Raw genomic sequence first — 19,170 nt, 5'->3', positions numbered from 1 at the left:
ATTTCCTTTCTTAATCTTGATGGCGCCAGCCGTGAAGCCACTGTTGCCAAATACTTTTTGAATCAGTTTGTAACATTAAACGTTGGTACTGACTGCCGATGTACCAGGCAAACAGCCCAATTGCTGCTAAGAGAATTGCGAGTGAGAGGCCTTGCTCCAGACCACTTGCGGTACCGTTGATGATGCGCATAGGCATGAAGTAGGATGAGAAGAAGGGCACGTACGACATGATTTTAACGAAGACGGCATCCAGGTTGCTCTGGAAGGGGAAAGTGAGAAAGAAGCCTAGCATGCTCAACATCACAACGGGTTGCGCGGCCTTCGAGGCATCCTCGGCCTTGGCAACGATGGCGCCACTGTACGCGGACAGAACGGTGTAAATGACCACCCCAAGTAGGAGGTAGACAAGGTTCGTGTTGAGAAGGTTGTGAATGACGGCGTTAATCAACGAATGGTATTCGGTGAAGAGCGGCTTCAATTTGGCATTGTTAATGGCAAATTGGTAGCCAGCCCAGCCACCCAGAAGGTAGACCACGATCTGTGTCAGAATGACCAGTAGAATTCCCATGATTTTACCAATGAAGTAGCTCGTCGCTGTTGTGCTAGAGAAGATGATTTCCATAATCTTGGTTCCTTTTTCGGAGGCAATTTCTTGAGCCGCGATGGAGGAATACGTAATTAAGATGATGTAGATCATGGTCACCAATAGCCAGAAGGAAACCTTCTTGGCAGTGTTAGCGGTCCCAGTCTTCTTGGCAATATGTTGCGTGAGGGCCGGGGTTCGAGCCAGCGTCTTTCGCTGTTTAGCGGTCAGGTTAGCTTGTTGGTAATTGGCAGCCTGCTGATAGGTCACCAGGAAGTTTTGAGTCTGAGCGCGTAGGCTACTGCCCATGCTGTCACTTCCGTGGTAATCGGCCTTGAACTGTTGATTATCGGTGCTCAGTACCAGATAGCCGGCGAGATGGTCCTTCTTCAGGGCCTGCTTAGCGGCCTTGACCGTAGTGATCTTAGTGTTCAGACCATCGTTTTGTTTAATGAAGGCCTGTCGCAAAGGTTGTGAGTCACTGATGACGGCGACTTCGCGGCTACTAGAAGCACTGTTTGCACTGACGTAGCTGATTCCCACGGTCAGCCCAATCATCAGGAAGGGACCGAGAATCATGAAGAGAAAACTCCATGACTTGATTTGGCGCAGATAAGTTTCAAAGGTGACAATCCAGGTTTTATGCATGGTCTTCACCTACTTTCAAACGGAAAATTTCATCGAGAGTCGGTGGTTGTTGACTGAATTCCTCGATGTAGTGGCCCTCGGTCAGGGCTTCAAAGATTGCTGGACCGGCGGCGGGATCATTGAGTTGCAAGAGGTATTGCCGCGGTTGACGAACCGTCACGGCGACAACGCCCGGCAGTGCTTGGAGCCGGTCTGGTGTCCAGTCGGTCGTTACGTAGAGTTCCGTCTTACCAAATTGATTCCGAACTTCTGCCAGCGTCCCGTGCAAGACGACGTCGCCCTTGCGCAGCATGACCAATTGGTCACACAGGGCGGTCACGTGTTCCATGTCGTGGCTGGAGAAGATAATGGCTGCCCCCTCGTCACGGGCCGTTAAGACGGCCTGTTTAAGGAGATCGGCATTGACGGGATCGAGACCACTGAAGGGTTCGTCCAGGATCAATAATTTCGGATGATGGATTAAGGTGCAGATGAGTTGAACCTTCTGTTGATTTCCTTTAGAGAGATCCTTGATCCGACTCTTGCGCGTACCTTTGACAGCGAAACGCTGAAGCCACTCGTCGATATGGGCCCGGGTTTCCTTAGCTGGCTGTCCTTTGAGCCGAGCCAGGTAGACTACCTGTTGTTCGATGGTTAACTTAGGCATCAGGCTACGTTCTTCTGGTAAATAGCCAATTGTATCAAAATCGTTGGCGGACAGGGAATGTCCCTGCCAGGTAATGGTGCCCTCATAAGTAATAAAATTTAAAATGCTATGAAACGTGGTGGATTTCCCCGCCCCGTTTTGACCAATCAGTCCTAAAATCTGGCCATCGGGCACGTCAAAACTAACGTCGTTGAGTGCGTGGACGGTGCCAAAGTGTTTACTGATATGTTGAATGCTGAGCATCGGTTGAGCTCCCCTCATAGGTGATGTTCTTATTATACGCGAACGATCGGGAACACGCCAAAAAATCAGATCAGGACAACTAGTAGTTAAGACTAGCTAATACCTAACTTATAAAAGCGCATAACTATTTTGACCAGTGTGACTTTGTTAAGACAGCGCAAGTCCGTTTCCGGTTAATTGAGGCGTAATTCAAAAAAGCCACCTTCCCGCCAATGTTAAGGGGAAAGGTAGCCATTAATATCTAATTTAGTTGTGCCGTGACTTACCTTGCGCGGTCGTGTTCAACTGCGCCTGGGCCGTCCTAACCTCGCGGCGAGGCATCATGTTGAAGAGGACGTTTAAGATGACCGCCGAGAAGCTTCCGATAACGACGCCGTTGTTCATAATAATTTGTAAGGATTGCGGAAGGGCTTGGAAGATCTGAGGGTAGACGGTCACACCCAGTCCCAGGCCAATTGAAATGGCCGAGACCAGGAGATTGTTGTTATCTTTGAAATCGACTTGTTGGAGCATCCGAATTCCTTGAACGCCGACCATCCCAAACATCACGATCATGGCCCCACCCAGAACGGAATCGGGGATGACCGTTGCTAAGGCCCCGATCTTAGGTAGTAAGCCTAAGAGAATTAAGAATAGGGCCGAGAAATAAATGGGCTTGCGCGTCTTCACCCCAGACAATTGGACCACACCAACGTTTTCGGAGAACGTGGAGTAGGGGAAGGTGTTGAACAAGCCACCTAAGATGACGGCGATCCCTTCGGCCCGGTAGCCTCGTTTCAAGTCGGCTTCTTCGATCTTCTTGCCAGTAATTTCGGCGAGGGCGAAGAAAACCCCGGTCGATTCAACCATGGTGGTCAGAGAAACCAGAATCATGGTCAGAATCGAAGACCATTCAAACTTGGGTGTGCCGAAGTAGAAGAATTGTGGCAGATGGAACCAACTGGCCTGACCCACGGCGGAGAGGGAGACCATGCCCATTGCCCCCGCAATGAGCGTGCCAATAAGAATTCCAGCCAGAATGGCTAGTGACTTCATGAAGCCCTTGGCAAAGACGCTTAAACCTAAGATAATGGCCATCGTGAGAAAACCAATCAGAAGAAATTTGGGATCACCAAAGTTCTTAGCCGCAACGTTTCCACCCCCGAGATCCTGAAAACCAACGGGAATTAAGGTGAAGCCAATGATGGTAATCAGTGACCCAGTGACAACGGGTGGGAAGAGGTGTTTAATCTTTGAGAACCAACCGGCACTGAGAAAGACGAAGGCCCCGGCACTGATGATGGCCCCGTACATGGCCCCGACGCCATAGTGGGTCCCGATGGCACTCAGCGGAGTGACCGCTTGAACGGCACAACCGAGAACGACGGGCAGGCCGATCCCGGTGAGCCGCGTTCGCTTCAATTGGAGAAGGGTTGCAACCCCACACATGAAGATGTCCGCACTAATCAGATAAGCCATTTGCATGGCGTTGAAATGTAGTGCTCCCCCGATAAGTAAGGGAACCAAGACGTCACCAGAATACATGGCAAGTAGGTGTTGGAAGCCTAAAATAGCGGCTTTCCACATGGAAAGGGACTGACCGTTTGAGGATGGCGACGCTGGTGTTGCGGAATTTGTGGACTGCAAGAAAGTTTCCTCCTTCTCGTGATGTCCATACAAAGCCAAGGGTTGGCAAACAAAAAGCCCCCTTCGCAAAAAGGGGGCAATGGAGACTCGGCCGACGAAGACTCTTCATCGGCAAAAAGAGTTTCGTCCTCAATTTGCTTATAGTCCAGAATTTACGGTTCTGGGTAGAAACTCGCCAACCTTATCTTGGCATTATATAGGCAATCACTATTTAAATTTAATAGAATGTTGATTACTTTACCACGAGAAAAAATAAAAAACAACACCCCGGCGCAATTTCTAATGCCGGTGCCATACTTTGTGCCAAAGGCCTTTAAACCAGGTCATCAGCGGTCCCCAATCGGCGAGACCTCCTGAGGAACTGTAACGTTTCGCATGAATCTGAACCCCCGGGCGGTTGGGGTTAGCGCTTTCATCTTTTTTCGGCAATCTCCAGTCATCCTCTCCTAATTCTAACTAAATTCTACCGCAAATAGGGTACAATGTGGGTAGAAATATTTTTGAAAGGAAGTTGACGGTTGTGAAGAATATCCTAGCCATCCATACAGGTGGTACCATCTCGATGTCCCAAAATGAACAAGGGGAGGTCGTGCCCAACAGTGAGAATCCCATTGCCCAACAAGAAACGATTCTAGAGGGGCGCGTTCACCTGGTGACGGACGAAATGTTTAACCTGCCATCGCCACACATGACGCCCGTAGAAATGCTGAAGATTAAGCAACGTATTGTCGCGGCTGCGGCTGAGGGTATTGACGGTGTCGTGATTACTCACGGGACGGACACGTTGGAAGAAACAGCGTACTTTTTAGACCTGACGCTCCCCAGTACGATTCCTGTCGTGGTGACAGGGGCTATGCGGTCCTCTAACGAGGTTGGAACCGATGGCCTGTATAATTTCCGGGCCGCCATTGAAGTGGCCGCAGACGACTCCTCACGGGGCAATGGCGTCATGGTGGTCATGAATGATGAGATTCACACGGCGCGTTACGTAACCAAGACTCACACCACCAATGTGTCCACCTTTAGAACGCCAACGTTTGGCCCAATTGGGATTGTGGCTAAGGGCCGTCCCGCCTATTTCCAGCAACTCATTCGGCAGGCGAACTCTGACATCGACCACGTCGTCGATCACGTGTACTTGCTGAAGGCTTATGCCGGGATGGATGCGATGCTCTTTAATGCCTTGAACACGGACGAAACAAATGGGTTAGTGATTGAAGGCCTCGGAGCGGGGAATTTACCGCCAGTTACCTTACCGGCCCTGCAGCGCCTGCTAGACCGTGGGATTCCGATCGTTTTAGTGTCCCGGTGTTATAATGGCTTCGCCGAAGATATCTATGACTATCAAGGGGGCGGCATCGAACTGCGAAAGATGGGGCTGATGCTGTGCCAGGGCTTAAACGGCCAGAAGGCGCGGATCAAGCTCCTGGTGGCGTTAAGTGCCGGTTTTACTGGCGACCGCTTAGCCAGCTTCATGAGTACCGCCGTTTCATAAACAGGAGACGAGCTATTTGCGGGGGACTATGCTAAGCTTTTCAGATAACAAAAAATAAAGGGGGTCGTCATCATGAATTCTATTGTAAATGATTTAAATCGCGCGTTGGCGCAGAACTTGTTAGTTAACGTGTACCAAGCCAACCAGGAAGTCGTTTACACCGGGTATGTGACGACGGTGACGTCGACTGGCATCATTCTGGCGACCTACGACGATTACGGGGTACCCGATGGGGCCGTTTTCCTGGCCTTACCCGCAATCGATGAAGTTGAATTTTCAAGTGATGATTTGGATAACATGGATTTTCGAATTCAAACCGCCACGGACCAGAAATTTACCCAGGCGAGTGGTCTTAACATGACCTTCGACGACCGTCGTGATTTGCGACGGCAAGTTCTCAGTCATGCTTGGGTCGATCACCTCGTGGTCATGTTAGTCTTGGCCAAGGATGACCACTTCTATGAAGGGCTGGTTACCGGTGTGGCTGCCGATCAGATCACGGTTCAATTACTCAATAAGTTTGATTATACTGACCAACCTGAACTGACCCTGACACCCGATGAGATTGAAGTCATCGAATTTCAAGGACAAGAGCTGAGTCTGCAAACCATCGCGGCGCCGCGACTACAACAATTGGATCACGTTGAACCAGTCGAGGTAACCGAAGCGGATCTCATTCCGGATACCTTACGCCAATTGGCGGGTAAAGACCCTCTAGTGGCCTTGGTTCCGGAACGTGACCAGGATCTGTTCTTTGTCGGACGGATTAACACGGTGACCGCTGATGCTGTCGTGATGAATCTAATTGATATGACAGGACTCTTCGGGGGCTATACCGTCATGCGGCTAAGCGAACTTCACAGTGTCGTCCTCGTCTCAGACTACTTACAAACGATGCGGCTATTCTCCTTACTCAACCAGGCGCGCCAACAAGGCAATCAACCCGTGCTGAACGCCGAAAGACTCTTCGATCCCACTGACGACCAGTTCAGTGCGCGGTTGAATCAGGCGGCGACGTTCCGAACCATCATTCGCTTGAAACTCCATGATGGTGAACACTGTCTGGGATATCCGAGTCAAGTGGGTGGCGAGCGCTTTATTTTCCACACGGTAGAGGATAATCAATTGGATCAGGTAGGCAAGGTCTTCAAGATTGGTGACGTCGATGAGATTGCATTTGGTTATCTGGATGCCTATCTCGTTGAGCAGCAGTTGCGTATCGAAGGCGATCTTTAAACGACTCAAGGAGGCAATGATTGTGGCTGAAGATTTAAAGTTCTGTCCCCATTGTGGGGCTCCGGTGACGGCGGATGACGTGAAATGTCCGCAGTGTCAGACGGATCTCAGTGCCTTTCGACCAGACGCTCCGGCGCCTAAAAAGCTGAATCTAAATGCACTTTATAGTAACCCGTATCGTGAGGGAATGAAGCGGGTCCACGATCAGCAGGGGGATGAACCCGCCAAGCATCGCTGGCACTGGCCGTGGTCGAAGGAGTCGAAGTAAATGGCAGAATTTGAAGTAATTCAGGGTGACATCACGCAGAGCGACGTGGATGCCATCGTCAACGCCGCCAATACCACGCTGTTGGGTGGTGGCGGTGTCGATGGTGCCATTCATCGTGCGGCCGGGCCGGAGCTATTCGCAGCTTGTGTGCCGTTTAACGGTTGTCCCACCGGTGAAGCACGGATCACCCCGGGGTTCCGGTTACCCGCACAGTGGGTCATTCACACGCCAGGTCCTGTCTGGCGGGGTGGGGATCATCATGAGGCGGCAGACTTAGCTTCTTGCTATCGCGAGTCATTGCGACTAGCAATGACGAAGGGTTGCCATACCGTGGACTTCCCGTCGATTAGTACAGGAGTTTACGGTTATCCGTTAGCGGAGGCCGCTGCGGTTGCGACACGCACGATTGCAAGTGTTTTGACGCAGTCGGAGACGCTAACGCGGGTCCGTTTAGTGGCGTTTGATCCGGACACTGCCACGGCTTATCGCACCGCGTGGGAACAAGCCTAGCGTTCGCTCGCTGACTTAATCAAATCACTTAAAAAAAGAGTCGACCATTTTGGTCGACTCCTTTGGATTCTGATAAGCCTAACCTTAGTTGGGCTTGGTGGCAATGTAGTGCTTTAAGGAACTTTGCTCATCGGCGTTGGGGTCAACTTCCCCAGACTTGATGGCGTGGAACTTCTCGACAGAGATGCGCGAACCAAAGGCCATTTCGCCATCGGTCTTGTCGTACTTCTTTTGGTAGGCGATGATTGCTTCAGCCAGATCACTTAATTCTTGACTCATTAATAATCCCTCCAAATGATTGTCCTGTGTGTTGCTTACACTTATTATACTAAAGTTTTGAAAAACCGGCGAGATGAGACTCGTGATTCGGAACTTTTTTTGCATTCTACTTGATGAACGAGCAAAAATTGCGTAAACTAATACCCAATATAACAATTGTTCGTGGCAAGTGTCATGGAAGTGTCATCACAATTTTTTCTTCCCGTTACCGTTTTGTGATAGTTGATGTGTAAGCTGGACGTAAAGCGGTCGGAACAAGTCAAGCATGAGGTGATGGGATGGATTTAAAACGGGTGATCAGGAGCCTGATAACGGCAGTTGTGACTCTAGCGGTCATCAGTTTACTTTCATGGTTTATGATGGGGAAACAAAACGTCACGCACCTCAGCACACAGCCCATTACGAGTCATGCACCGCAAACCCATGTTTCACGGGCGTTTGCCAACTAACGCGGGAACCTTTCCGCCCCGAAGCCGGCTTGCCGGTTGTGTCACTTAAAAGATGGTAATCATAATGATTACATGACTACAAGTCTCTTGTAGTTTATCAAGCAGGGAATCAGGCCAACTTCGGTTGGTCTGATTCTTTTTTTGTAAGAAGAGTGTGCCCCAGGGCGCCTAGTCTGCGAGCATTAACGTCACTAAGGGGAGTTAGCCTGGGCTTGGCTAGCTTCCCTTAGTGGGGTTAAGCGCAACAGACTGCCCTGAATGGCACGTTTCGACAATATAACTGACAGGCGAGCAGGTTCACAAATTTTCAAATGTCTCAAGTTTCACGTAAAATGTTTCCAAACCACATCTAACACCCTATGAATCAATTGTGCTATTCTAGAATTATCACAGAACTTAAGGAGATTTTACAATGGATAAAGGACGCGTGGCGGCGTTTACGGATGCAGTGGTAGCCATTGTTTTAACGATCATGGTGCTGGAATTTAAGACACCGGAGGAACCCACCTTCGCGGCCTTGGCTAGTGAATGGAGTTATTTTGTGGCTTACCTGATTAGTTTCTTATTTATCGGTGTGGCTTGGTATAATCACCACTACATGTTTGCCTTGACCAAACGCGTCACCAAAGGTGTTTACTGGGTCAATAACCTATGGATCTTGGTGATGGCGATGCTACCAGTCTCAACGGCTTGGGCCGGGCGGTTTATCATGGCTGTTCTACTTCATTATCTTCACGCTGTGGACTTGGGCATACGCCGCCTTGTCCTTTGCCGTGATGCGGGTCAATCGAAACAAGCATCCAGAGATTGCGGAGAAGATTCGGCGGATGCCAGCCTATCGAATTCACGCCACCGTGTGGTTTTGGTTAGTTTGGCTGATTGTATTAGGCTTAATCTTTGTTTGGCCACCAATCTCGTTGGTCTTCACCTTGGCGGAACTTATCTTGATGGCACTACGGACATCACCCGACAGTGACAAATTATTCTAAAGACTCGCGGGGTCAGTAACGGTAAGCGTTGCTGACCCTTTTTGGTGCGTAAAAAAAGGTACTGTGAGAAGTTCTCATCAGTACCATGATTAGATTATTGAGTTTAATTTAAAAGTGAAACCACTCACTCTGGTTGCGCCGAACTTCTCCCCGTAAGCCGAAAAAGTAAATCAGGAAGGCCGCGACCGCGATGGCCAACAGAATCGTCCAGAGCCAGGCGTGCGTGCGAATGAAGGTAAAGTAAGCAAAACCTAATGTACTAAGGCCAATCAAAACGAGATTGGTTGGCAGGCGCCGACTGTGAATGAAGGCGACCGCCAGGGTTAGAACCACAGCGCCCCCAAACATCTCGTCCCCACTCAGACGTGTTCCGGGATTACTGAGAGCCGCATAGATTTCAATGACGACGCCCAGCGCGAGGGCGAGATAACCAAAGGTTTGAAGAAACGTTAATTGCTGAATTCGCTTCATTATCAACACCACCTTTTCCTATGAGTGCCCTCATTATAGCGCATTAAGTGGTGGTTGAAAAATCAGACGGTTCCGTCAATTCCCAGGTTTCATGGGTCAACGCCATTTGCCAAAAGTTCAATTCATACCAACTGCTTTTATTAAAGATGTCGAGTAGTGCGGGTGTGTTGTCTGGCGTGGCTACCCGGTTGGCTAAAGCCAATTGGTCGGTCATCTCCCCGGCATAGTCATCGGATCGGTAGCTTTCCAGCCAATCTTGGTAGATAGGAACGGGTGAACCTTGTTCAGCCAATTCGGCGCCAATCTCGGCGTAGAGCCAGTAACAGGGCAGTAAACCAGCGATGGCCCCGGCGGTTCCTTGGGTCATCAGTGCCCGGTACATGTGGCTTGTGTAGGCGTAACCGGTCGGCGCGACTGGCGTGTTGGCGACTTCCTTGTCGGTGATGTTGAGGCGATCGAAGAAGGTTTGGCGCAAGGCCAGTTCACCTTGTCGAAGATGTTCGGCCCCGGCGTGAAGTTGGGTGGCGATGTCCGTGTCGAGGGCTTGTTCGGCTGCCAGATCCTGGATAGCCCCAAATTCCCGTAGGTAGGCGTGATCTTGAATCAAGTAGTAGCGAAAGGTAGCTAACGGCAACGTCCCTGCCAGCAGTTGTTGAATGAAGGGATGTTGTTTGGAAGCCTGCCAGGACGCCAGGTTCGCGTTGTGAGCGATTGTCGTAAATTGCAAATGAAGTCCTCCTTAAGCGCTTAGGGTAGGCCCACGAACAAGCCGATCTGAACGAGCACCAGACTGCCCACTAGCATGATCCAGTCACGAGTGACGAGTGGAATTTCAGTAGCGTGGGTTCGTGGGGCGTCTTCGACGAAACCGTGAGACGTCATCGCCGCGGCGAGTTGGTCCGACCAATTCATGGCTGCCAGAATAACTTTGAAGTAGAGTTGTGGTGACCAAAAATGAAGAACCTGACCGCGCATTAGCGCAGCCGCCTTAATGGTGGCAACTTCTGCCTGAATCTTCGGCATGAGATTGAAGGCTGCTAAGAAGCCATAGGCAAATTTAGAGGGGAGCTTGGCGTTTTGTTCCAGAGACCGGGTGAGCGTTAAAGGATTCGTCGTTTGCGCGAACCAGCCCCCCATGTAAACGTAAGCTACCATCCGGGTGAAGATCACCAGGAGAAAGTGGTTAGATGCCGTCCCACGCAAGGTTAAGGACCAGACTAAGGCTGCCCCGAAGAAGGCCGGGATTAGGGTCAGCATGGCTAAGCGTTTGAAAGTCACGTGGCCCCAGACCATCAGAATGAGACTCACCACGATCAAAGCAACATTAACCGTCCAGACGTGGGTAAAAGAAATCTCTAGAGCGATAAGAACGAGTAGTGCTAATTTTAAACTGGGATTCATGCGCGCACCCCCTGATAGGTTAGATGCTGGTCTGACAACTGAAGGTGGTAATCGATGAAGGTGTCAAGACCACTGAGCTGGTGGCTTACCAGGATGTAGGTGAGGTCCAGATCCTGTTGGACACGTTTTAAAATTTGAATAACCGTCTGTAGCGACGCGTAGTCAAGACCCTTGAACGGTTCATCCAAGAGAAGCACATCTGGGGCCATGATCAGCATACACAGTAGCTGTAACTTTTTCTGTTGACCGCTACTCAGGGTATAAATAATTTGTTCTCGCCGGTCAGCCAGGTTCAACTCGGTTAGAAGCTGGGTCACCATGGCAGGGGTGAAATGATCGGCGTAGCTATTCTTGAGTGACAAGGTCAATTCTTCATCGACCGTGACATTGAGAAATTGCGTCGCGGCAGACTGGAACATTAAGGCCACCTGACGTGCGTAAGGACGACGTTTCAGCCGGTTAATGTCGGTGCCATCATAAGTGATAACGCCTTGATAATGCCCAAGCTTGACCAGAGAACGGAACAGGGTTGATTTGCCACTACCATTGGGCCCTGTGATGAGCGTCGTGTGGTGGGCAAAGAGTCCTAGATTCTGCGGCGTCACGAGTGTTCGGCCATTCGCAGTCAGGCTCAGTTGGGTGCCTTGAATTAAGGCTTCTTGATTGTCAGCGGGAACCGTGACATGTTGTAGACGCAACTTGGCTGGCGCAAAGGTGGCCAGCCGCTCCTGCGTTGCCTCAGGTGACAAGTGTGTGAGATGACCATCTGCGAGGACGGTCAGCCGGTCCACATAGTCGGTGTAGCCACTGAGATCGTGATCCGCTAAAATCACTGTCTTTCCCCGTTCACGACTCAGCTGGGCCAGCCGCTGTAAGAGCACGAGGCGAGTTGTCGGATCGATGCTGGCAAAGGGTTCGTCCAGTAGAATCACGGCACTATCCATGGCGACGATGATAGCGAGGGCCACCTTCTGTTGTTCGCCACCGGAGAGGTGCATGAGTTTTCGGTCACGTAGGGCCGTGATCCCAATGAAATCCAGCGCGGCGGTCAGACGTTCTGGAATCTCGTCGGCCGGAACCTGTTGATTTTCCAAGGCAAATTGAAGTTCATTAGCCACCGTATCCATCGTGAATTGCGTACTGGGTTCCTGAAAGAGCATGGCCACCGTTTTGGAGCGCTGGGTGGCGGGAACTTCAGTAAGTGACCGATCATTAAAGGTGATGCCAGGTGCATCAGTTGGCAAGAGTCCCGCGATAAGTTTGAGTAGGGTTGACTTGCCACCACCGGATACCCCGGTGATTAGTGAAAATTGGCCAGCAGGAAAACTGGCATTAACGGCGTTAAGGACGGGTCGTGATTGCTGTGGGTACGTGAATGTTAAGTTGTGAATTGAAACGGTTACCACAAAAACTCCCCCATTTGTAACAATTAGTGTTTTAGAACATGTGCGCGGTCTAACAGATTGGTAATCAACTTCGTTAAGATACCACCAAAGACGAAGACAGAAGCGAAGCGAACGGCGAATAACAAGAGTAAGAAGCCTAAATGGTAGGCAATGTAACCTTCACGTGCCAAGCTCCAGGCGAAGGTGACCAAGGTCGTGGTCAGCGCACTCAGGGTCAAAGTAACCCAGTTGTAGTGTCGGTAGCGAGTTGCCATGAAACCCAACTCTGATCCAAAGCCTTGAACAACCCCGGATATCAAAGTGCCGGCACCCCAGATACCGCCGAGAAACATTTCGACGACGGCGCCGAGGAGTTCCCCCAAGGTTGCGGCACCGGGGATGCGAATGACGAACCCAGCCAGTGGACCGGCCATGGTCCAGACCCCCAGCAAGATTTCGTTAGCCAGTGGCTGGAGACCCATGGGCGCAAACACCGCCGTGAGGGCGGAGTAGAGGGGGGTGATGACCCAGAAAATGACCCCCATAAAGATTGCTAGAATAGTGACGAGAATGATGTCGCGGATGTGCCAACGTTTCATAAGATGAACTCCTCCTAAGGTGATTGACGCGCCCAAAAGACGAAAAATTCCCCACTAAACTGTTTCTAGTGGGGGTCATTGATAGCTATGTTACGCGTTCCCTTCGCTGGTTTTAACCAGAGCAGGTTCAATGGGTTTGATCTCAGCCGGATGGGCACCCCAATCGTATTTGATTACTCTTAGCCTAACCAATTTATCTGGCAAAAGCAAGGTACCACGGGAAAATGGGCTGAAAGTTTAAATGAAAAATTTTATAGTCGGATTGTTTTACAAGCGCGTTACAAAGGCGACAAGCGAGTTACAAAGGGTCTCAGACGCTTTCGGTCATGACCAGATCGTGCTAGGCTGAAGGTTAGTTAAGCTAATTAGTCAAAATGGAAGGTTAGGGATATGCGGAAATTACATATTAAGGGATTATTATTCATCGCCTTAGCAGTTTTAACGGTGATGGGGGTTGGTATTCAAACCGTACCAGCTGATGCGGCAACTTACAAGACTGTTTCAACGCAGTCATTGAAGACGACGGCCTATCACAAGAAGAGCACCAAGGGAGCCGTGTACAACCAGTCACACACCCGTAAGATTGCCAATCTGAAGTCGTATCCGAATACCACGTGGTACGTGTCCAAGAAGGTCGTTCTGAGACATGGGAAGACCAATGCCGTTTACTACTATGCTGTCAATGGTCGACACACGGTGAAGGGTTTGATTTGGCACGGTTACCTCAAGAAGGGCAAGGCACCCTTTGTCCTGAAGAAGGCTAAGGCCGCGGTGGCCGTCAACGAAGAGACGGGGAAGGTCGTTTGGTCCAAGCATGCCAACACGGCTCGCCCAATTGCTTCCGTTTCCAAGATCATGACGCTGTACCTGGTTCTTCAGAAGATTCACACCACGTCTGCTAAGTGGTCTGACCACGTTAAGACCAGTAACAAAGGTCTTGTTGCCATGGGGAACAGTTATTCCTGTGGGGGCTTCCGTTTCAAGAGTGGTCACAAGTACACCGTTCAGGAACTTTACTACGCGGCCTTGCTAGATTCTTCGAATAACGCGGCGATTGCTCTGGGCCAATGGGTCAGTGGTAGCAATGCTAAATTTATCAACAAGATGAACGCCCAGGCTAAACACTGGAACTTGGGCAAGGCTCACTTCGTTTCCGCCTCTGGGTTGGAAAACAGTGACCTCCGTCAGTTCGGTTACAACTACGGCTCGGCCAATGCCAACAAGGTTTCCGCTAAGGACGTGGCTTACATCGCGCAACACTTAATTCAGGATTATCCACAAGTCTTGAAGGACGGTCAAATTGGGTCCAAGAAGGTCAATGGTCAAACCTGTTACAACTACAACAACCTCTTGAAGGGCCGGAAGTACTATCAGGCTAACCTGAAGGTTGATGGCTTGAAGACCGGTTACACGCCATTGGCAGGATACTGCTTCGTGGGAACGGCTAAGAAGAGTGGTCACAACCGGATCATCACGGTCGTTCTGCATGATGAGGACGAATTTACTGAAACCCGTTCATTGATGAATTACGTTTACAAGAATAATTTAGATAAATAAAACGAGAAATAGTTCAATGGGTCACCCAACGTATTGGTTAATACGGGGTGACCCGTTTTTTAGTTAGCGGTTGATCGGTTACCATCCGGGTCTAGTTAAGGGGTGAAGAGTTGTTGTCAGAGGGGCAATCGGGTATGATCGAGACTAACAACTCAGGAGGTGCAGTTATGCGGCCACGGATGATCATGACAGATTTGGACGGAACTTTTTTGGATGCCAATGGGCGGTATGATCGCGCCAGATTAGCGGATCAACTGACTGAGATGGCGGCGCATCAGATTAGATTTGTCGTGACGACGGGGGACCCTTTAGGCCACGTGATCGACTTATTTGGTGATCTGGAACTTGCCCGAGACTTAGTCTACGTGGTGGAGGATGGCGCGCTAACGGTCACGGGCAACGGCGAACAGCTGGTCTGCCATCCAATTCCGCGTGACTTGTGGCAGACCGCCGTTCGCTGGCTACGGACGGCCGCGGTGATGGCGCAACCCTATTTGATTTCCTGTGGTCGTGACCAGGCCTACACAGACTTGCCGGCCGACAGTGACCGGTTTCACCAGTCCCAAGTCTTTTATCCACAACTGACCAGTGTTGCGGATCTAACGGCGGTCGTGGATCCTATTCTCAAACTGGATGTCACCTGGTTACAGGCAGACGTGACGCCATTCGTGGCGGCCTTTAATGACCAATTTGACGGTGAGCTTGTCGCCACCAGTAGTGGGCTTGGCGGTTTGAATGTCAGCTTGCCCGGCGTGAATAAGGCCAGTGCGGTGGCAGAGCTGGGGCGCCGCTGGAACATTGCGCCAGCTGAAATGGTGGCGTTTGGTGATTCTGGGAATGATATGGCCATGTTACGGTTGGTGGGCCAAGGTTTTGCGGTCGCCAATGCCGCGACGGAACTGATTAATGATAGTGAGATTCAACAGTTACCCCGGACCAACCAACAGGGGGCCGTCAGTGCGGCTATCGATAGCTTACTCGAACAGTTTTAAAGGCGGCCACCTTAACCGAATGTTACGGGGGCCGCTAGCGCGTCGTTGCTCTTACAATTTGAGTGTTAGGGCAGGAGGCGGCTAAAATGAAACGAGAAACGGGCTGGCTAGGTAGCCACCTGATTCAGCTAGAGGTTACTTTTCGACAAAACTCACAGATCAAGGCCGTTAATCAGGCCTTCCATCTGGTATTTCCGGTAGTGTTGGTTGGGACGTTGGCCGATATGGTTCGACAAACTTGGTTGGCATCGACCGGCTATTATTTTCAAACGTTACACGTTGGAGATTGGCTGATGCAACGCACGGTCCTCAAGCATTATTTGAGCCTACTGAGTGCGGGTACCCTAGGGTTAGTTGCCATGTTCATGGCTTTTGCCGTCAGTTATTATCTGGTGGCACCGGTCACCAAAAGAACGACGGATCGGCTGATGGTCGGGGTGGTCGCGGTCACGGGGCTCAAGTTCTTTAACGTGGATCGATTGACGTTGTTGAACGGACAACCCGTGCAGTGGCTCTCAAATAATTTAGGAATTTCTGGTATTCTAGTAGGTATTTTGATTGGTTTGATCGTGGGGGATGGCTATCGCTGGGGAATTCAACACTGGTTATTGGCTGAGGAACGATTGGGACAAACGATGACGATTGCCAGCATTTGGTTGCTGGTATTAGCAGCTGGTGGCTTGGCCTGGACCTTGACACAGAAGGGAAGTCTGAATGCCACCTTCCTTAGTCTCGCACGTTGGCCGTTCCCGCTCCCCCATCAGCTACCAGGCTTACTGGGATTTAACCTACTAACTGGTTTGTGTCAGTGGCTAGGTATCTTAGGCCCTGTGGCCAGTGTTGGGGGGCAGTCGGTGGAGGCGGCGCAGAACTTAGCGTCCGTTCTGACCCATGCCGGTTGGCAGATTCCGCATCCGATTACGATTCATACGGTAGTGGATGTCTATACGAACTTTGGGGGACCAGGGATGATGCTGGGCCTCCTGCTGGCCATCTATTTAGGACATTCAAATGGCGCACAGCGGCGAGTTGGGGCGGCCTGTTTACTGCCAACCCTAGGAAACTACAATGCCCCACTAATGGTTGGCTTACCGGTAGTCTTGAGCCCTATCTTAGGGATTCCCTTTTTGGTAACGCCGGTCGTCTGCAGTCTGTTAAGCTGGACCTGTCTCCAACTTCACTGGGTTCCTGCGGTGGCCTATCCCATTGCAAATGGGACGCCCGGAATCTTGCAAGGCTTTTTGGGTACTGGGGGTAACATGGCGGCTTTAGCCTTAGCCGGTGTGGAGTTACTGATCAGCGTCTTAATCTATTACCCATTCGTCAAATGGTCACGACTAGCAGGGGAGGCGGCTCATCATGCTGAAAAGACGAGTCATTAGTTTTCTAGTCTTAGTGGCGGCCATACTGCTCTTGAGTGTGCCAGGTTTTCTCTGGCGGCCCCAGCAGGTTGCAAGCGTGCGCGCCACGTATCGGAGTGCCATGGCCCCCGTCTTCCTGGTTCCGGGGTCTAGTGCCACGCAGAATCGGTTTAACGAGTTGGTCACGGAGCTGAACCACGAGACAACTACCAAGCATAGCCTGTTGCGAGTGGAAGTGATGACCAATGGTGAGATTCAATATACGGGAAGTATTACGCGTAAGGATAACCAACCCATTATTGTTGTGGGATTTCAGAACCATCATGATGGCTGTGACACCATTAAAAAGCAAGCGGTCTGGTTTAACTTGGCCTTTCGTCAATTACAGAAGACCTATCACTTTAACCACTTTTCTGCGATGGGACACTCCAACGGGGGCCTCGTGTTGACGCTCTTTCTGGAACACGACCTGCCGAAGGACACCTATGCCGAACGCCTGATGACCATTGGGACGCCATTCAATTTGGAGGAGAGTAGTCCGGATGTGGACACGCCACTTTTCAAGGAACTCTCGGCCGATCGTAAACGATTGCCACGCACGCTAACAGTCTATTCGATTGCCGGCAGTGAGGGGTACGCTGGCGATGGGATCGTCCCCTTTGACAGCGTAAACCGGGGGAAGTTGATTTTTCAAGGTAACGTCCGCCACTTTACCCAGATGACGATTACCGGTGCCAACGCCAATCACGCCGACTTGCCAGAGAACCAACAAATCGTGGCGTTGATTCGGTCAGACCTCCTAACGTAAACACGGTTTATTTCGACGCCCGTTACGTGTAAACTAGAGGAGAAATGGAGGCCAACGACGAATGATAAAGATGATTGCGCTCGACCTAGACGAGACGCTACTGAATACAGATAAGACGATTAGTGAAAAGAATGCGGCAACCCTGCGGCAATTACATGCGGCGGGAATTAAAGTGGTGCTCTGCACTGGCCGCCCAATTAATGCCATCTGGAAATACTTGGAACAATTGGGTTTGACGACTAGTGAAGATTACACGATTACCTTTAATGGGGCTCTCGTGATTCAGAACACGACGAAAGATGTGCTGGCTCAGAGTGGCTTAAGCAAGCAGGATTTTCAGCCACTGCATGACTTTGCGGCTGAAAATGGGTATCCACTGGACGTGCTGGACTTTGACCAAGTCTATCCAGTGGCTGATCTCAAGCCATCTGAATATCAAAAAATGTTGAAGGCACCCATGGAATTTGTGCCAACGGCTTTCGCTGATTTGCCAAAGCACTTGTTCAGTAAGGCCGTTATGGCTACTGATCCGGCAACATTGGACCAAGTTGTGGCAAACTTGACACCTGAACTGCACAAACAATACCATGTGGTGCGTTCTCAACCGAAGATCCTTGAATTCTTGGCCGCTGATATGGACAAGGCCGTGGGATTAGGTCAACTGTTAACCCACTTTGGCTGGGACTTTGATCAACTCATGGCATTCGGTGATGCTGAGAACGACCTGGGGATGATTAAGGCCGCGGGAGATGGCATTGCGATGTTAAATGGGCAACCCGAAATTAAGTCAGCTGCCAATCATCAAACCCCGACAACTAACAATGAGGCAGGGGTTGCGGCTTACTTGGAACAAGTCTTCCCCAAAGTTTTGGCTTAATCGGTGTGAACGCTTGCATTTTGAGAAAAACAATGTCAGTATAAATGGTGTACTGGATGAATTTTAAGGAGGATTATAGTCATGAAACGTTTGATGGTGAAATTGGGGTTAACCGCGATGGCTTTAGGCACACTGGGTGGTTTAGTTAGTCCTAGTGTCACGGCTAGCGCCAAAGCCAAGCCAACGATCACGAATACTGATCTAAAACGGTACTATAAGAGTTCAAAATCCAAGACCGCCTTTTATTTTAAGACTTATAAGAGTGGTAAGAAGACGGGAACCTTACTTATTTTAGGAGACTTTGGATCATCAGCTAATGTGAAATATGGCGTACCTTCGTCAATCAAGCTCAGCAAGAATCGGCAGACGTTGACGACCAAGTACCGCTTGATTCAGTTCAAGACGGCAGACAACAAGACCACGACCGCTTTGAGCAAGAAGACTTACACGTTTAAGTTGACCAAGACGTCTAGCACGCACTTCACGACCAAGATTGCGGGAAGCAATGCCAGTCGTCGGTTAGCAACTTCTGGGAAGAAGTATACTTATACCAAGACTAAGACGAGTCCCGGTGCCAAGTACGCTAAGAAGTACGTTCGGCCAGTTCTGTACCAACAATACAAGAAGGCCTTTGCGTCACTTGCTAAGGACCAACAGAAGAAGTTTGCTAATCAGTACGCGGACATGGGTGTTAGGTAGCGTCAAGAATCTTGTGTAAATGAAATGCCTTCGTACATATAATATGTA

21 protein-coding genes and 2 riboswitches are annotated in these 19,170 nt (G+C 50.3%); of the genes, 12 read left to right on the top strand and 9 right to left on the bottom strand.

From position 1 onward, the window contains the following. Positions 1-10 precede the first annotated feature (10 nt). The 3 genes from IV54_RS06450 to IV54_RS06440 all read right to left on the bottom strand — a co-directional run bounded on the left by IV54_RS06450 (position 11) and on the right by IV54_RS06440 (position 3,686). Positions 11-1,231, bottom strand: a complete 1,221-nt coding sequence (locus tag IV54_RS06450; RefSeq protein WP_057878572.1) for an ABC transporter permease — start codon at positions 1,229-1,231, stop codon at positions 11-13. Beyond that, positions 1,224-2,120: an ABC transporter ATP-binding protein gene (locus tag IV54_RS06445; RefSeq protein WP_057878571.1), complete on the bottom strand. Its 897-nt coding sequence runs from the start codon at positions 2,118-2,120 to the stop codon at positions 1,224-1,226. Before IV54_RS06445 ends, IV54_RS06450 begins: the two co-directional genes overlap by 8 nt. Before the next feature lie 246 nt (positions 2,121-2,366). Beyond that, entirely contained in the window at positions 2,367-3,686 is a 1,320-nt protein-coding gene (locus IV54_RS06440; RefSeq protein WP_083488542.1) for a nucleobase:cation symporter-2 family protein, read from the bottom strand. A gap of 181 nt (positions 3,687-3,867) precedes the next feature. Further along, positions 3,868-3,966: riboswitch (purine riboswitch) on the bottom strand. Between the two features lie 291 nt (positions 3,967-4,257). Here IV54_RS06440 and IV54_RS06435 point away from each other — a divergent pair. The 4 genes from IV54_RS06435 (at position 4,258) to IV54_RS06420 (ending at position 7,255) form a co-directional block, all read left to right on the top strand. Continuing rightward, on the top strand, positions 4,258-5,241 hold the full coding sequence (locus IV54_RS06435; protein WP_272947293.1) for an asparaginase: 984 nt from the start codon (positions 4,258-4,260) through the stop codon (positions 5,239-5,241). Positions 5,242-5,313: 72 nt separating this feature from the next. After that, positions 5,314-6,477: a hypothetical protein gene (locus tag IV54_RS06430; RefSeq protein ID WP_057878568.1), complete on the top strand. Its 1,164-nt coding sequence runs from the start codon at positions 5,314-5,316 to the stop codon at positions 6,475-6,477. Positions 6,478-6,499: 22 nt separating this feature from the next. Beyond that, positions 6,500-6,745 carry a zinc ribbon domain-containing protein gene (locus tag IV54_RS06425; RefSeq protein WP_057878567.1) on the top strand — a complete coding sequence of 82 codons (246 nt, stop codon included), beginning with the start codon at positions 6,500-6,502 and terminating at the stop codon, positions 6,743-6,745. Next, entirely contained in the window at positions 6,746-7,255 is a 510-nt protein-coding gene (locus tag IV54_RS06420; protein ID WP_057878566.1) for an O-acetyl-ADP-ribose deacetylase, read from the top strand. It begins immediately after the preceding gene. An 84-nt stretch (positions 7,256-7,339) separates the two neighbouring features. On the opposite strand, the gene IV54_RS06415 is transcribed toward IV54_RS06420, so the two are convergent. Beyond that, a complete protein-coding gene (locus tag IV54_RS06415; protein WP_057878565.1) occupies positions 7,340-7,534 on the bottom strand; it encodes an LBP_cg2779 family protein in 195 nt (64 codons plus the stop codon). 278 nt (positions 7,535-7,812) lie between these two features. Here IV54_RS06415 and IV54_RS11720 point away from each other — a divergent pair, with 278 nt between their 5' ends. Next, the gene (locus tag IV54_RS11720; RefSeq protein ID WP_157054372.1) at positions 7,813-7,983 is read left to right on the top strand and encodes a hypothetical protein; all 171 of its coding nucleotides are present in this window, start codon (positions 7,813-7,815) and stop codon (positions 7,981-7,983) included. 412 nt (positions 7,984-8,395) lie between these two features. After that, positions 8,396-8,959, top strand: coding sequence for a TMEM175 family protein (locus IV54_RS06410; RefSeq protein WP_057878564.1), 564 nt, complete (start codon positions 8,396-8,398; stop codon positions 8,957-8,959). A gap of 121 nt (positions 8,960-9,080) precedes the next feature. Here IV54_RS06410 and IV54_RS06405 read toward each other — a convergent pair whose 3' ends face one another. Genes IV54_RS06405 through IV54_RS06385 form a run of 5 tightly spaced genes read right to left on the bottom strand, consistent with a single transcriptional unit; the run spans position 9,081 to position 12,828 of the window. Further along, positions 9,081-9,443, bottom strand: coding sequence for a hypothetical protein (locus IV54_RS06405; RefSeq protein ID WP_057878563.1), 363 nt, complete (start codon positions 9,441-9,443; stop codon positions 9,081-9,083). 43 nt (positions 9,444-9,486) lie between these two features. Beyond that, entirely contained in the window at positions 9,487-10,170 is a 684-nt protein-coding gene (gene tenA, locus IV54_RS06400; protein ID WP_057878562.1) for a thiaminase II, read from the bottom strand. A 20-nt stretch (positions 10,171-10,190) separates the two neighbouring features. Then, positions 10,191-10,844: an energy-coupling factor transporter transmembrane component T family protein gene (locus IV54_RS06395; protein WP_057878561.1), complete on the bottom strand. Its 654-nt coding sequence runs from the start codon at positions 10,842-10,844 to the stop codon at positions 10,191-10,193. Further along, complete coding sequence (locus IV54_RS06390; protein ID WP_057878560.1) at positions 10,841-12,250, bottom strand: ABC transporter ATP-binding protein; 1,410 nt, start codon at positions 12,248-12,250, stop codon at positions 10,841-10,843. Before IV54_RS06390 ends, IV54_RS06395 begins: the two co-directional genes overlap by 4 nt. Before the next feature lie 23 nt (positions 12,251-12,273). Beyond that, complete coding sequence (locus tag IV54_RS06385) at positions 12,274-12,828, bottom strand: ECF transporter S component (RefSeq protein ID WP_057878559.1); 555 nt, start codon at positions 12,826-12,828, stop codon at positions 12,274-12,276. 80 nt (positions 12,829-12,908) lie between these two features. Next, positions 12,909-13,000: riboswitch (TPP riboswitch) on the bottom strand. 218 nt (positions 13,001-13,218) lie between these two features. On the opposite strand from IV54_RS06385, the gene IV54_RS06380 reads away from it, so the two are divergent. The 6 genes from IV54_RS06380 (at position 13,219) to IV54_RS06355 (ending at position 19,122) form a co-directional block, all read left to right on the top strand. Further along, positions 13,219-14,385: a serine hydrolase gene (locus IV54_RS06380; RefSeq protein WP_057878558.1), complete on the top strand. Its 1,167-nt coding sequence runs from the start codon at positions 13,219-13,221 to the stop codon at positions 14,383-14,385. 167 nt (positions 14,386-14,552) lie between these two features. Further along, positions 14,553-15,377, top strand: a complete 825-nt coding sequence (locus tag IV54_RS06375) for an HAD-IIB family hydrolase (RefSeq protein WP_057878557.1) — start codon at positions 14,553-14,555, stop codon at positions 15,375-15,377. Between the two features lie 86 nt (positions 15,378-15,463). After that, on the top strand, positions 15,464-16,759 hold the full coding sequence (locus tag IV54_RS06370) for a PTS transporter subunit EIIC (RefSeq protein WP_057878556.1): 1,296 nt from the start codon (positions 15,464-15,466) through the stop codon (positions 16,757-16,759). Further along, positions 16,737-17,546 (top strand): alpha/beta hydrolase, encoded by an 810-nt coding sequence (locus tag IV54_RS06365; RefSeq protein ID WP_057878555.1) that lies wholly within the window; start codon positions 16,737-16,739, stop codon positions 17,544-17,546. Before IV54_RS06370 ends, IV54_RS06365 begins: the two co-directional genes overlap by 23 nt. Positions 17,547-17,607: 61 nt before the next feature. Next, a complete protein-coding gene (locus IV54_RS06360) occupies positions 17,608-18,423 on the top strand; it encodes a Cof-type HAD-IIB family hydrolase (protein WP_057878554.1) in 816 nt (271 codons plus the stop codon). Between the two features lie 81 nt (positions 18,424-18,504). Further along, positions 18,505-19,122, top strand: a complete 618-nt coding sequence (locus IV54_RS06355) for a hypothetical protein (protein ID WP_057878553.1) — start codon at positions 18,505-18,507, stop codon at positions 19,120-19,122. The last annotated feature ends 48 nt before the right edge of the window (positions 19,123-19,170 follow it).

It is taken from the genome of Levilactobacillus paucivorans (assembly GCF_001437125.1).
Lineage (GTDB): Bacteria > Bacillota > Bacilli > Lactobacillales > Lactobacillaceae > Levilactobacillus > Levilactobacillus paucivorans.
Note: the sequence above shows the minus strand (reverse complement) of the source record. Positions and strands in the feature narration are given on the sequence as shown.